Source organism: Pedobacter sp. BG31, assembly GCF_042464845.1.
Lineage (GTDB): Bacteria > Bacteroidota > Bacteroidia > Sphingobacteriales > Sphingobacteriaceae > Pedobacter > Pedobacter suwonensis.
The window spans coordinates 61,236-74,726 of record NZ_JBHNZK010000013.1 but is presented as its reverse complement, the minus strand read 5'-3'; the positions used below and the strand labels follow the sequence as shown (position 1 = coordinate 74,726).

The window sequence follows — 13,491 nt, the reverse complement described above, 5'->3', positions numbered from 1 at the left end:
AGGATTCGTCCTTTCAACCGTAGCGAAGATATATTTTGGCTATGTTGAAAAATCGCTATCCCGACTTAACTTTCGGGATTGCGCTTCAGTGGAGAGGACGATTCTCTATTAAAGATTGCTTTCAATCGCGCCAACTTTTTCACGGTACAGGTCAATCGGACGATCTAAAAGTACAGCAATTACGGTTAATTCAGGATCCAGTTTATCTTTAGGTAGTGGAATGTAAACCATACCAGGTATCTTGCTCCAATATAGTTTGTTATAAATTTCGTGCGGAAGCATAGTGCCTTCACCTACAATCCTGATCCTGCTGATGTTGTTTTTTAAGCCTTTAATGGCAATGGGACCAGTTGGTGTGCCTTCTACAAATAAATAAAGCGTTTGTTTATCGGCAGAAAGTGCGGTGTTGCCCTGGTAATGCCCGCCAGGGATTCCTTTTCCGGTTTTGTAAAGGGCCTCGGCATTTTTGATTACCCAGTTACTAACTTTTTGATCCGCATTTTTAATGCCTGGGTCAAAGTCTAAACCGTCGGCAGGTAAGCTGGTGTTTTGAAATATATTAATGCCGGCATTTAGATTACCGGCCAGTTTATTCAGGCTTAAGCTGGTTAACTCATTTTCTTTGGGCGCGGCATACAGGTCTGCCAGCGAAAGGGCGGCTTGTTTACTATCCGCAAGTTCGATAGGACCATCTAAGGAGACTTTTATAACGGTTACATCGCTGTCGAAATCAGGTTCTTTTAAATTAAGTAAATAATCAGTTTCATTTAATTTGATTGAATGTATCTGCGCTTTGCTGCCAACCATTTCAATTTTGTTGATTTTCGATTTGATACCTGATAGCAAAATGCCATTTTTTGTTTTATAGTCCAGATACAGATATAACACATCTTTGTTTTTGGATAAACTCGTTTTTCCTACAATGTGGCCGCTTGGGATTCCAGCCTGTGTACCGTAAATGGCTTCGGCATGTTTTTGTGTCCAGCGAGCCAAACCTTTTAAAATTTTAACCTGTTCAGGCGCAATGGTTCCATCCGCTTTCGGACCGATATCAAGCAACAAATTACCACTCATACCGATGCAATCAACAAGTGTACGGATAATCATATTCGGCGATTTGTAGTGGTTGTCATAAGGCTGGTATCCCCACGAATCGTTCATGGTGTAACACAATTCCCACTCTGGAGATGCAGGCTTTAACACCGGTACACCCTGCTCCGGTGTATCGTAATCGCCGTGGCCATTTAAACGCGAATTGATAATAACATTTGGATTCGCCTTACGCAGATTTTCCAATATTTGTTTAGCCTGCCATTCTTCGCCGCTATGTTCCCAATCGCCATCAAACCAAACTAAATCCGGATTGCACTGGTTGGAAAGTTCATTGAGTTGTCCATGAAAATAATTCTGGAATTTTTTAAACCGGTCAGGATCTTGCTTATAGTCGTAACGTTTCCTGTCACGCGTAAAACCGTCATAATCAGGATAGCTCCAATCAGGTAATGAAAAATATAAACCTGTTTTAAGACCTGATTTTTTAAGTTCACTTACAAATGGTGTAATTAAATCTTTTTTGGCTGCACTATGCTTTACCGTGGTGGTAGCACCTGGCATTTTGCTGTCCCAAAGTGAAACACCGTCATGATGTTTTGTTGTAATTACGGCATATCTGGCACCACTCTCTTTAATTAAATTTACCCATGTTGCGGGCTGGTATTTAGCTGCAGTAAAACCATCAAGCTGTTTCATGTAAGCGTTATGATTAATGTAGTTGTTAAAAAACGACCAGGATTCGGAAATTCCATTTACGGAGTAGATGCCCCAGTGAATAAAAATGCCCAGTTTAGCATCGGCAAACCACTGCATTTTTTGATCAGATACCTTTGGTTGGGCATAAAGTTTATTGCCAATAAGTAACGGGAATAAAACAAAGAAAAACCTTAAATAACGCATAATGTTGTTTAGTATAGCTAACGTTAAAGATAATATTCTGAAAGTGATTTGGTGTAAAAGATGCGCATTTATGACATTCGGCGATATCTTGAAACGAAAAAGAGCTAACTCTACTATCGTATTTTTGGTGCTGTATAATTTATAAATTCGGTTAGATTTCGTACCGGATGTTATCTTCCGGCATCACTAGCCTAAAACAGATTAAATACCTTGGAAAAAGCTACCTTATTTTACCTGGAAAAACCCGATATCAAAATATCGATGGAATTGTATTTTACTGATCGTGATCAACTTTACTTTGATGGATATGATATTGGAAAATCAGTTGAAGCCATCTGGGGAGATACGGATTATGAATATACCTATACCCTTGAACCAGAAGAGGTAGATAAGTTTTATCAAATCTTTAATTTAGAACCAGGGGGATAAGTCTGGTTTATTATTCGCTTTAAAGCAGCGGTTTAGTGGTAATAAGGCCTATTCGCTGTTTGGCGAATTTATGAATGCGAATCACATAGCCTATACTGCTTTGTCCTGGAGCTGAAAAGCATAAATAGTTAACCTTTGTTAGGAAACAGTGCATCGGTAATAAATAACCAGTTCTTATTTTAAAAAAAAGCCGCTCTGAATAATCAGAACGGCTATAAATATTTGGTTTATGTTTTACCATTTTTTACGGCGTTCGCCACTTCCACCTTCACGGTTTCCGCCTTCTCTACGTCCGCTTCCACCTTTTTCATCACGGCTACGTCCAGAGAAATCTCTGAAACCGCCACCGCTGTTTCCACCTTCACGTCTTCCGCTGCCGCCAGAACTTCTTCTGTCGCCACCACGGTAACCACCGCCGCTTCTGCGTTCGCCGCCGAAACCACCGCCACGTCTTTCACCGCCACCGCGTCTTTCGCCAGCGCCTTCACCACGACCGCTATCTCCGCTTTTCTCAATACGTACCTGGCGACCGTTAAATTCAACTGATTTAAAGCCTTCAAAAACTTTGTCTGCAACAGCATCTTCTACTTCAAAGAAAGAGAAAACACCTTTTAAATCAATTTTACCAACGCTTTTGCCACCAATTTTACCGTTGTTACAGATAAAAGATAACATATCGCCCCGGGTAAATTCATCTACAGAACCTAAATTAATAAACAAACGGGTATAGCCTTCGCTACCGCGTCCGCGTCTTTCGCCACGCTCACCTCTTTCACCACGATCTTCACCTACAGCAGCATTTAAATCAGGCGCTTTGGCATAATAATCTAAGAAACGGTTAAATTCCAGCGAAGCAAAACGTTTAATCACATCCTCTTTAGATAGATCTTTAAATTCATCCATAATACGAGGGATGTACTGATCGATCTGTTCGTTGTTAACCTCTACATTGTGTACTTTGTGTACCAGTGAGAACAATTGTTTTTCGCAAACATCAAATCCTGTAGGCAGTTCGGCTTTGGTAAACTGTTTACCGATAATACGCTCTAACTGACGGATTTTGCCCAGTTCTTTAGAGTTGATGATACAGATGGAGATACCGGTTTTACCTGCACGGCCGGTACGGCCAGAACGGTGGGTATAACTTTCAATTTCATCAGGTAAAGAATAGTTGATTACGTGCGTTACATTGTTTACGTCAATACCGCGTGCAGCCACATCAGTAGCAATTAACAATTGCATGTTACGCTCACGGAAACGCTGCATTACCTTATCACGTTGTTGTTGCGATAAATCGCCGTGTAAAGCATCAGCATTGTAGCCGTCTTTAATTAAGTGTTCTGCAATATCCTGGGTATCTAATTTCGTTTTGCAGAAAACAACGCCAAAAATATCAGGGTTAAAATCTACAATTCGTTTTAAGGCAGCGTATTTATCACGTGCACGAACGATGTAATATTCGTGTTCGATGTTAACGTTACCAGTGTTTTTTGTGCCCATGGTTAGTTCTACAGGGTTATCCATATAGTTTTTAGCTATACGGCGAACTTCCGACGGCATGGTAGCCGAGAATAACCAGGTTTTTTTGTCATCAGGAGTGGTTGATAAAATGTCGTTGATGTCGTCCTGGAAACCCATGTTCAACATCTCGTCAGCTTCATCAAGCACCACATATTTAACATTTGAAAAATCAATCGCCTTACGGCCAATGATGTCCAACATACGGCCGGGCGTGGCCACTACGATCTGAATTCCCTGACGGATTTCGCGTAGTTGTTGCATAATGTTCGCGCCACCGTAAACGGCAACAACGTGGGCATTAGCAATGTTTTTAGAAAAGTTTTTAAGGTCGTTAGCGATCTGTAAGCATAACTCACGGGTAGGGCATAAAATTAATGCCTGTGGTTTGTTAACTTTAAAATCGATTAGTTCTAACAGCGGCAAACCAAATGCGGCTGTTTTTCCTGTTCCTGTTTGGGCCAAACCAACAAAATCATTAGTGCCTTCTAACAGTACAGGAATACTTTGCTCCTGAATCGGCGTTGGATTTTCGAATCCAAGGTCCTTTACGGCATTAACGACGTCATCACTTATCCCCAATAATTGAAATGGGTTTGTCATTCGTCTATTTATTTTTAATTGAGCCGCAAAGGTACGGTTAATATTTTGTATTTCACAGAGAATCAAGTAAATAGTTTTTTAGGCTAAATGTTTGGAAATAAGGACGAAATAGGATGATTAAAAAAATAGAAAGAAAATGGCGGGCTGGCAAAGGGCAAATTGTCGCTTAAAACCTTTAAACGGATTACCGCATTAAAACTTGATTTCATTAGTGGCTGAAATCAGGATTTGATCAGTACCGATCAATTTTAATTAGTTATCCGGCCCTCAAAATTTTTTCCATCGCTTTGCCTTTAGCCAATTCATCAACCAATTTATCTAGATAACGCACTTGCCTGGTCAATGGATACTCAATTTCTTCAATCCGGTAACCACAAATCACACCGGTAATCAAATGCGCTTTCGGATTGATATTAGCTTGTTCGAAAAAGTCTTTAAAGGTTGTTTTCTGTTGGATGTGTTTTTGGATTTGTTCTTCTTTGTAGCTTGTTAACCAGTTAATTACCTGGTGCAGCTCTTCAACTGTTCTTCCTTTTTTCTCAACTTTTGTAAGGTAATGCGGGTAAACAGATGAAAAAGTCATTTTAGCTATTTTTTCATTATGCTCCGGGGTTACCTTCATTGTATTCTTTTAATTTCCTTTTCCTTTGACAATATTTATAAGTAGTGGATATAAATCTAAAATTTATTGATAAATTGATCTATTCTCCTTTTGTTCTCTTGCTGCAGTAAAGACGGATACAGATTCATGAGTATGTTTACAAACATGGTAATGCCGCCAGATTTAAATTTGAAATTGTAAAAAGCAACAATTGCAAAACAAGTTACAAAAATAAACGCAATTAAATGATCTGTTTCCGATGTCGTCATCTCAGCACGTAATTTAATTAAATCAGCCTTGTCAATCTTGCCTTTAAGTTTAAGTTTTTGATTGAAAAATTTGAAAAAAGTATTTTTCACTATCCATTTAAAAACAGGCAATCCAATAATTTTATTCAGTTTTTCACTTTTAATAAAATTAAGGTGATTTAGGTGATTGTGATAAAAATCAGTTTTTCTGATGAAAGCGTTTATCAACATGCCGACAATCCATGAGATAAAGGCAATCGAGATACTGAAAGATAGATATTTAATAATCATTTTAAAATCAAACCCTTAAGCAAGCTCTGAAAGCCCTTGCTGCATAATAAGATTCTGCGCCATTATGATAAGTGAAAACTTTTCCATAGCGGTAGTCGCAAAACAATGCACCGCCCAGGTTTCTAATATCATCAGGTGTTTTGATCCAGCTGGAGGTTTTACTGTCAAACTTGCCAAATTGCTGTAAATAATGATATTGTGTTTCGGTTAAAAGTTCAACACCCCATTCATTTGCAAGATTAATGGCGCTGTCTTTTGGCTTATATTCTTTTCTTGATGCCAGCGCTTCGGCATCATAACACACACTTCTACGTCCTTTTGGACTTTCAGCGGCACAATCGAAAAAAAGATAAATACCGTTTTTGTTGTCAAAATCAACTACGTCCGGTTCTCCACCGGTTTCTTCCATTTCATTCAGTGCCCAAAGTTTCTGCGGATTGGCTTCCAATTTATTCAGTACAAGTTGCCATTCCATATCCTCGTGCCGGTTCATGTTTTTTTCGAAACGTTGCTTTAATAAGTTAAGCAATTCACGGGTTTGATCTGTAGATAACATTCGGTTTTTCATCATGAAATCGATTAAACTATCTCAACCTTTCAGCAGAACGGATCAGCCTTTCATCTTTATTGATGCCAAAAATAGCCAGTACAATAAAGAGGATCGCTACAGCTGGCAGGTAAGCGCCGATACCAAAATTAGCACTTTCTATGCCGCCAGGAAGTTCTTTTACATAAATGCTGCACCAAAAAGCAAACCCGGCAATAGCTGCAATGGTAAATACTGCAATCCGTTTTTGCTGAGTACGTTTTTTAAATCTGAAAATGTTAATGAAGCACAGCAATATCAGTACTGAGTGTGTAATGATTAAGGGCAGGAAAACGTCAACATTTAGTACCTTTCCGCTTTTTCCATTAACAAAGTAATGCAGGCCATTTGTGAATACCTGATTTTCATCACCACTGACAACTTTTGTTGCAATTGGTAAAAAAAGCATTAAAATAAGGGTTAAAGTGGCTAAAAAAAGCCAGATAGATTGTATTCTTTGTATCATGAATGTAAATATATTAGAACAAATCTAGCCTTTTTTGATAAAAGAAAGAAGATTAAAGTTAGTGGATAGGAGTGAGATTCGTATATAAGAAGCATTAATGACTGTTTGTGACGGGAATTTGCGCTGAGTTACAAACGCCCAACTCCAAACTCTCGCCTTCGCACTTTGCCCTTTGGCTGTTAAACTGTACTTTTGCATCGTTTTGAGTAAAAAAAGGTATTTCATCCAATTGGCATACGATGGCAGCTTATACCATGGCTGGCAAACGCAACCTAACGCGATCACCGTTCAGGAATTGTTGGATAAGGCGATGTCTGTTTTTTTTCGGCAGCCTATCGAAACATTGGGCTGTGGAAGAACCGATGCCGGAGTGCATGCCACAGATTTTTATGCACATTTTGATGTTGAAGATGTAGAAGAACTTAAGGTGCTGAATGCCATAGCCGGCATCAATGCCATGTTGCCCTATCAAATTGCTGCAAAAAAAATAATACCCGTACATCCTGATGCCCATGCCCGCTTTGATGCGACAGCACGTGCTTATCAATATTATATCCACTTTGCAAAAGATCCTTTTAAGGTTAACAGGTCATGGTTGGTAAAAGATCCGCTTGATGTGGGAGCCATGAATGAGGCTGCTGCTGTTTTGTTAAATTATACCGATTTCTCCTGTTTCAGTAAATCGAATACCCAAACTTTTACCAATAATTGTAAAATCACTAAAGCGGTATTTGAAGAACAGGAAAGTGGCCTGGTTTTTACCATACAGGCAGATCGTTTTTTGCGGAACATGGTGAGGGCCATTATGGGTACTTTGGTGTCGGTTGGTAAAAAAGAAATAAATTTAGCTGCTTTTAAGGCAATAATAGAAAGTAAAAACCGTAGCAAGGCTGGGCAATCGGTACCTGCATGTGGTTTGTATTTAGTAAAAATAGAATATCCATATTTGAGGTAGAAGGCCGCGAGTTAAGGCGGAAGGTGCAGCGACCGTTATAGAAATAGTGATAAAAGATAGTATAATTTAAAATTATTAAGAAGGTGTCAGGCCTTATACCCTAAGCCTTACGCCCTAAACCCTAAACATGGCAGTTACAGGCGACGTATATAACACCGGATTACTGAAACGTATTTTTAAATATGTAAAGCCTTACCGTGCCGTTTTTGTGTGGTCGGTTATTTTAACCATTTTGCTGGCAGCCATTTCACCTGTACGCCCGTTTCTGATCAAATACACACTCGATCATTATATTTTAAATGGAAATTACGATGGCCTGGTAAATATGACGATGCTGATGGTTTTTATGCTCGTTTTGCAGAGTTTGATCCAATATAACCATACGCTGTTAACCAATACATTAGGGCAGTCTGTTATCCGTGATCTGCGGATCAGTGTTTTTAACCACATTACCAGGTTGCGGCTCAAGTTTTTTGATAAAACACCAATAGGTCAATTGATCACCAGAACGGTTTCAGACCTCGAAACCATTGCTGATATCTTTTCGGAAGGTTTAATTTCCATGATCGGCGACAGTTTGCAGGTAGTGGTTATTGTGGGCGTGATGTTTTATACCGATTGGGAATTAAGTTTGGTTGTGCTTTTGCCCATTCCATTGCTGATTATGGCTACAAGGAAATTTCAGAAAGCGATTAAGGTTGCCTTTCAGGAAATTAGAAATGAGGTTTCAAACCTGAATACCTTTTTGCAGGAGCACATTACCGGCGTTTCTATTGTGCAGTATTTTGCCAGGGAGAAACAGGAATACAGGAAATTTTATGCCATTAACAAACGTTATCGCGATGCGAATATCCGTAGCAATTGGTACTATTCTATATTCTTCCCTGTAGTTGAGCTGATTTCGGCCATGTCATTGGGTTTATTGGTATGGTATGGTGCAAAAAGCATTCTTTCCAAACCCCTGGATGTTACGCCCGGCACCATTACACAGTTTATTATGTACCTCGGTATGGTTTTTACGCCCATCCGCCAACTGGCAGATAAATTTAATACCCTGCAAATGGGTATGGTGGGTGCAGAACGCGTTTTTAAAGTTTTAGATACCGACGAAACTACCCCTAACAACGGTAAACAAAAACCTGCCAAACTGGAAGGAAATATTAAGTTTGAGAAGGTCTGGTTTGCGTACAATGACGATAACTATGTACTAAAAGACCTCAGTTTTGAGGTTAAAGCTGGTGAAACTGTTGCCCTGGTTGGGGCGACTGGTGCCGGTAAATCTTCTACCATTAATATCCTGAACCGCTTTTACGAAGTGAAAAAAGGAGATATCACTGTTGATGGTATCCATATTGAAGATTTTGAACTCGATTATCTCAGAAACCACATTGCCACGGTTCTTCAGGATGTTTTCTTGTTTTCAGACACCATTTTAAATAACATTACGCTTAACAACCCTGAAATTACGATAGAAGAAGTGGTAAATGCAGCCAAAAAAGTAGGTGCACACGATTTTATTGAACGTTTGCCTGGCGGGTATCAGTATAATGTGATGGAAAGAGGCGCCACACTTTCTGCAGGTCAGGCGCAGTTAATTTCCTTTATCCGTGCATTGGTCCATAATCCGGCTATCCTGGTTTTAGATGAGGCCACCTCGTCGGTAGATACTGAAACCGAGTTATTGATCCAGAAAGCCATTGATAATTTAATGGAGGGCCGTACCTCAATTGTAATCGCCCACCGCCTGTCAACCATTCAAAAAGCCGATCAGATTATTGTGCTTGATAAGGGGGAAATCAAAGAAAAAGGCACACATCAGCAGTTGTTAAAACTGAATGGCTACTATAAAAAGCTTTACGATCTGCAGTTCTCTTCAAAAGGGATTGCCAAAGTGTAACAATTGCAATCCATTCTTGAAATTAATTTGACCTACACGCTCATTATCATTACTTTGCAATAGCGAGCGATGGCTTGCTAACATATCCCTGATATTTCATGATGTTCTGATGATAAATTTGATATCCATTTTTAGACAATACCTGTTTTTCACATTAACGCTGCTGCTTTCAATAACGTTACGGGCACAGGAAGCTAAACTCCCTACCAAATGGACGGTTTCTGCTGCTACGGCAAAAGTGCCTTTCCCAGATTATCCACGTCCACAGCTCCAGCGCAAAGATTGGCTCAACCTAAACGGCAGCTGGGATTACATTGGCGGAAAGAATGCATCATCGGCCCAGGCACCTAAGCAGGCGATAGAATTTTCTGGCAAAGCTGAAAAAATCCTGGTGCCTTACTGTCCTGAATCTTTTCTCTCTGGCATTGAGCGTAAGCAGGAAATTAATATGTGGTATAAACGGGAGTTTGAGATCCCTGCTAACTGGAAAGGGAAAAGAGTTATTGGACATTTTGATGGTGTGGATCACAATGCAACGATATTCGTCAACGGAAAACTTGCCGGCCGCCATTCAGGTGCTTATGATGCTTTTGGTTTTGATATCAGCACGTTTTTAAAGAATGGTTCCAATACACTGATTGTGGCAGCCTATGATCCCAATGATGGAAAATCACCTTCTGGTAAGAACGGTCCACGCGGCGATTATACTTTCAGTTCAGGTATATGGCAGAGTGTGTGGCTGGAACCAGTTGCCAATACGTATATCGAACAGATCCGCATTACACCCGATGTGGAAAATAAGCGGCTTATTCTTTCAGTTAAAGCAGTTGATGGCCAGATTGAGGCTACCGCATTTGATGGAAAAAAAGCCGTTTCGCAGATAAAGGGGGCAGCTGGAACCCGGTTATTTCTCCCGATAAATCAACCAAGGTTGTGGTCGCCGGATGATCCTTTTTTATACGACCTGAAAATTGTGCTCAAAGATAAAAACGGGAAAGTAACCGACGAGATCATGAGTTACTTTGGGATGCGTGATATTGGGCTGGGTAAAGTCAATGGTGTAGTAAGGCCGCTGCTGAACGGGAAGTTTGAAATGCAGGTGGGTTTACTGGATCAGGGCTACTGGCCAGACGGGATTTTAACCGCACCAACTGAAGAAGCGCTGAAATCTGATCTTGAGTTTACCAAGAATGCAGGTTTTAACCTCATCAGAAAACACATGAAAACTGAACCAAAACGTTTCTATTATCTGGCTGATAAAATGGGGATAATGGTATGGCAGGACATGCCCGCCATGTGGTACCAAAACGAGGATACATTGAAAAATCGAAGCGTTTTCAGAAAAGAACTTAAAGCGGTAATGGATGATCTCTACAATTCACCATCAATTATCAGTTGGGTACCCTTTAACGAAAACTGGGGTGCATTTGATGTTAAGGAGATCACCGCCTGGGTAAAAAAATATGATCCATCCAGACTGGTTAACGGCAATTCCGGGTTTAACAATAATCCTGGGTATCAGAAACCGCTGGGCGACCCTGGGAATGGTGATTTTGTAGATACGCATATTTATATTGGCCCGAACGGGGCATCACAACCAGATGAAAATCGTGCCGCTTCATTGGGAGAATATGGTGGTGTCGGACTTTTTGTGAGGGGGCACATGTGGCCGGTCGAAAATAATGCATACGGATACGAACCGACTGTCAGTGCGCTTACGGATCGTTATGTACTGCTGATGCAGCAGGTTGAGCAGTTAATGCTTTATAAAGGCCTGAGCACAGCCGTTTACACCCAGACTACAGACGTTGAACACGAAATAAATGGTTTACTTACCTATGATCGCGAGGTGGAAAAAATGGATGTCAAACGTGTAAGGGAAATTAACCGGGCAATTATCGAATCTGGCAGGACCCTTGGCTCAGCTAAGAAAGATAATCGCCTAAGAAAATAATGTTTTGCATGTTTGTGGATATTCAATTCCCGTCTGGATGTATGATATAATTCCTTAAAAATGACTATGTTTGGTTTCGCAACCCACCTAATCATTGAATATTGAAAGAAATAATGAGCATGATCATGCCCTTTTTGACTTATTAAAGCAAGGAGATGAGGTTGCGTTTGGCAAAATTTATACGTTGTATTGGATCGAACTCTATAATGCAGCCTACAAGCGCCTGCCCGAAAAAGAAAAATGCCAGGATATCATTCAGAATATTTTTACCGACCTGTGGAACAGAAAAGCTGAACTCGATTTAGCAAATCCGGTGGCTTATCTGTATACGGCGGTCCGGTTTCAGGTGTTAAAACATATTGCCAGAAGTCCAAAAAACAGCTTTTTTGGGGAGTCTTTCGAAAATAATTTAATTTCTCCTTTACAGGCCGATGGCATACTATTAGAAAAAGAAGTGGCCGAACTAATAACCTTGTTCATCAAAGCACTTCCTGAAAAACGCCGTAAAATATTTGTAATGCATTATTTTGAAGGGTTATCTACAGCCAAAATTGCTTTTGAACTTAATATTTCGCAAAAAACCGTTCAAAATCAGTTGACTGTCGCAACACAAGCACTTCGTTTAAGGCTTACACATCTCTTTTTGCTTGTTTCGGCTGTAATAGCTGCCATTTCCTAATAAGTTTAAGTTCTTTTTTAATTTTCTTTAAAATATTTTAAATTTATTTTGGGATATTTTATGCTTTCCGGTACATCTATATAAAGCCGGAAAAAATGAATGCCTTCAAACCTCAAAAAGAATTACAAAAAATCATTCAGCGTTATGTGTCAGGTACGGCTACGGCAGATGAAATTATTTTTGTAGAAAAATACTATCAGTATTTGGATAAAAATGCTGATATTCTTGATCAGCTTAATACCGAAGAAATAGCTAAAATGGCTGCTGATAATTTCTCGGCGATTAATGCTAAAATTAATGTTGATCGAAAACGTAAAACCATCCGTTTATATCAGTATGGCGCAGCAGCGGCTATTTTGCTGATTATTTTTGGACTCACCTTCGCTTTTTTTCATCAAACCAGGCCATTGCTCAAGCCTGAATTGGTCACTCAAAAATCCCTGGATGTCCTCCCAGGTAAGGATAAAGCTGTTTTAACCCTTGCTGATGGTTCAAAAGTTGTTTTAGATGAACATACTGCCGCTAATATTAGCGAAAAAGATGGTCTAAAAATTTCAAAGACAAAAGAAGGGCAATTGGTATATACTGTTTTAAACCAAAGCAATCTAAAATCAGGGTCAAAAATTGCCTATAATACCATTCAAACGCCTAAAGGTGGTCAATACCAGGTGATTTTGCCAGATGGCACAAAAGTTTGGCTAAATGCTGCATCCTCTTTAAAGTATCCAGAGGTATTTAGTGGGAACGAACGTAGTGTAAAACTTATGGGAGAGGCCTATTTCGAAGTAGCTAAAAATAAGGCACAACCTTTCCATGTCAAAAGTCATCAGCAGGATGTGGAAGTGTTGGGTACACATTTTAATATCAATAGCTATTTAGACAACAGTACCATTAAAACCAGTTTACTCGAAGGTCGTGTTCGGATCAGCAATGGCCAGTCCGTAAAAATTTTGAAACCTGGCGAGCAAGCCATTGCAGAGGTTTCGGGTAACGGTATCAGGCTGGCAACTGATGTAGATACAGACGAGGAGATAGCGTGGAAAAATGGTTTGTTTCAATTTAACAATGCCGATCTGAAAAGCATTCTGAAGCAATTAGAAAGGTGGTACGATGTTCAAATCGATTATCATAGTATCCCGAATAAAAAATATAACGGTATGGTTCCACGTAAGGCCAAACTATCTGAAGTATTAAAAATGCTGGAGAAGACGGGAAATATCAGGTTCGAAATAGGCCAGGGAAAGAAGTTAACCGTATTGCCAGAAAAATAATTGCCTATCCCAGAACGGCTTTCTCAATTAACCCACAAAT

12 protein-coding genes are annotated in these 13,491 nt (G+C 39.8%); 6 read left to right on the top strand and 6 right to left on the bottom strand.

Annotated elements, in window-relative coordinates:
* Positions 1-108: 108 nt before the first annotated feature.
* Positions 109-1,953 carry an alpha-L-fucosidase gene (locus ACFE6N_RS15730; protein WP_378937969.1) on the bottom strand — a complete coding sequence of 615 codons (1,845 nt, stop codon included), beginning with the start codon at positions 1,951-1,953 and terminating at the stop codon, positions 109-111.
* A gap of 210 nt (positions 1,954-2,163) precedes the next feature.
* Here ACFE6N_RS15730 and ACFE6N_RS15725 point away from each other — a divergent pair, with 210 nt between their 5' ends.
* Positions 2,164-2,382 (top strand): hypothetical protein, encoded by a 219-nt coding sequence (locus ACFE6N_RS15725; RefSeq protein WP_378937967.1) that lies wholly within the window; start codon positions 2,164-2,166, stop codon positions 2,380-2,382.
* Positions 2,383-2,616: 234 nt separating this feature from the next.
* On the opposite strand, the gene ACFE6N_RS15720 is transcribed toward ACFE6N_RS15725, so the two are convergent.
* From ACFE6N_RS15720 to ACFE6N_RS15700, 5 genes are all read right to left on the bottom strand, one after another.
* Positions 2,617-4,503: a DEAD/DEAH box helicase gene (locus ACFE6N_RS15720; RefSeq protein ID WP_090984730.1), complete on the bottom strand. Its 1,887-nt coding sequence runs from the start codon at positions 4,501-4,503 to the stop codon at positions 2,617-2,619.
* A 256-nt stretch (positions 4,504-4,759) separates the two neighbouring features.
* Positions 4,760-5,125, bottom strand: a complete 366-nt coding sequence (locus ACFE6N_RS15715; RefSeq protein ID WP_378937965.1) for a DUF2200 domain-containing protein — start codon at positions 5,123-5,125, stop codon at positions 4,760-4,762.
* Between the two features lie 56 nt (positions 5,126-5,181).
* Positions 5,182-5,643, bottom strand: a complete 462-nt coding sequence (locus ACFE6N_RS15710) for a hypothetical protein (protein ID WP_378937963.1) — start codon at positions 5,641-5,643, stop codon at positions 5,182-5,184.
* A 7-nt stretch (positions 5,644-5,650) separates the two neighbouring features.
* On the bottom strand, positions 5,651-6,211 hold the full coding sequence (locus tag ACFE6N_RS15705) for a DUF4256 domain-containing protein (RefSeq protein WP_378938085.1): 561 nt from the start codon (positions 6,209-6,211) through the stop codon (positions 5,651-5,653).
* 16 nt (positions 6,212-6,227) lie between these two features.
* A complete protein-coding gene (locus tag ACFE6N_RS15700) occupies positions 6,228-6,695 on the bottom strand; it encodes a DUF4293 domain-containing protein (protein WP_378937961.1) in 468 nt (155 codons plus the stop codon).
* Between the two features lie 202 nt (positions 6,696-6,897).
* On the opposite strand from ACFE6N_RS15700, the gene truA reads away from it, so the two are divergent.
* From truA to ACFE6N_RS15675, 5 genes are all read left to right on the top strand, one after another.
* Entirely contained in the window at positions 6,898-7,650 is a 753-nt protein-coding gene (gene truA, locus ACFE6N_RS15695; RefSeq protein WP_378937959.1) for a tRNA pseudouridine(38-40) synthase TruA, read from the top strand.
* Between the two features lie 127 nt (positions 7,651-7,777).
* The gene (locus ACFE6N_RS15690; protein WP_378937957.1) at positions 7,778-9,547 is read left to right on the top strand and encodes an ABC transporter ATP-binding protein; all 1,770 of its coding nucleotides are present in this window, start codon (positions 7,778-7,780) and stop codon (positions 9,545-9,547) included.
* Positions 9,548-9,656: 109 nt separating this feature from the next.
* Positions 9,657-11,501 carry a glycoside hydrolase family 2 protein gene (locus ACFE6N_RS15685; RefSeq protein ID WP_378937954.1) on the top strand — a complete coding sequence of 615 codons (1,845 nt, stop codon included), beginning with the start codon at positions 9,657-9,659 and terminating at the stop codon, positions 11,499-11,501.
* 94 nt (positions 11,502-11,595) lie between these two features.
* Positions 11,596-12,180 (top strand): RNA polymerase sigma factor, encoded by a 585-nt coding sequence (locus ACFE6N_RS15680; protein WP_378937952.1) that lies wholly within the window; start codon positions 11,596-11,598, stop codon positions 12,178-12,180.
* A 95-nt stretch (positions 12,181-12,275) separates the two neighbouring features.
* Positions 12,276-13,451: a FecR family protein gene (locus tag ACFE6N_RS15675; RefSeq protein WP_378937950.1), complete on the top strand. Its 1,176-nt coding sequence runs from the start codon at positions 12,276-12,278 to the stop codon at positions 13,449-13,451.
* The last annotated feature ends 40 nt before the right edge of the window (positions 13,452-13,491 follow it).

Coding starts and splice junctions, on each gene's coding strand:
- ACFE6N_RS15730 (WP_378937969.1), bottom strand. CDS start 1,953: ATGCGTTATTTAAGGTTTTTCTTTGTTTTATTCCCGTTACTTATTGGC.
- ACFE6N_RS15720 (WP_090984730.1), bottom strand. CDS start 4,503: ATGACAAACCCATTTCAATTATTGGGGATAAGTGATGACGTCGTTAAT.
- ACFE6N_RS15715 (WP_378937965.1), bottom strand. CDS start 5,125: ATGAAGGTAACCCCGGAGCATAATGAAAAAATAGCTAAAATGACTTTT.
- ACFE6N_RS15710 (WP_378937963.1), bottom strand. CDS start 5,643: ATGATTATTAAATATCTATCTTTCAGTATCTCGATTGCCTTTATCTCA.
- ACFE6N_RS15705 (WP_378938085.1), bottom strand. CDS start 6,211: ATGAAAAACCGAATGTTATCTACAGATCAAACCCGTGAATTGCTTAAC.
- ACFE6N_RS15700 (WP_378937961.1), bottom strand. CDS start 6,695: ATGATACAAAGAATACAATCTATCTGGCTTTTTTTAGCCACTTTAACC.
- ACFE6N_RS15690 (WP_378937957.1), top strand. CDS start 7,778: ATGGCAGTTACAGGCGACGTATATAACACCGGATTACTGAAACGTATT.
- ACFE6N_RS15685 (WP_378937954.1), top strand. CDS start 9,657: ATGATAAATTTGATATCCATTTTTAGACAATACCTGTTTTTCACATTA.
- ACFE6N_RS15675 (WP_378937950.1), top strand. CDS start 12,276: ATGAATGCCTTCAAACCTCAAAAAGAATTACAAAAAATCATTCAGCGT.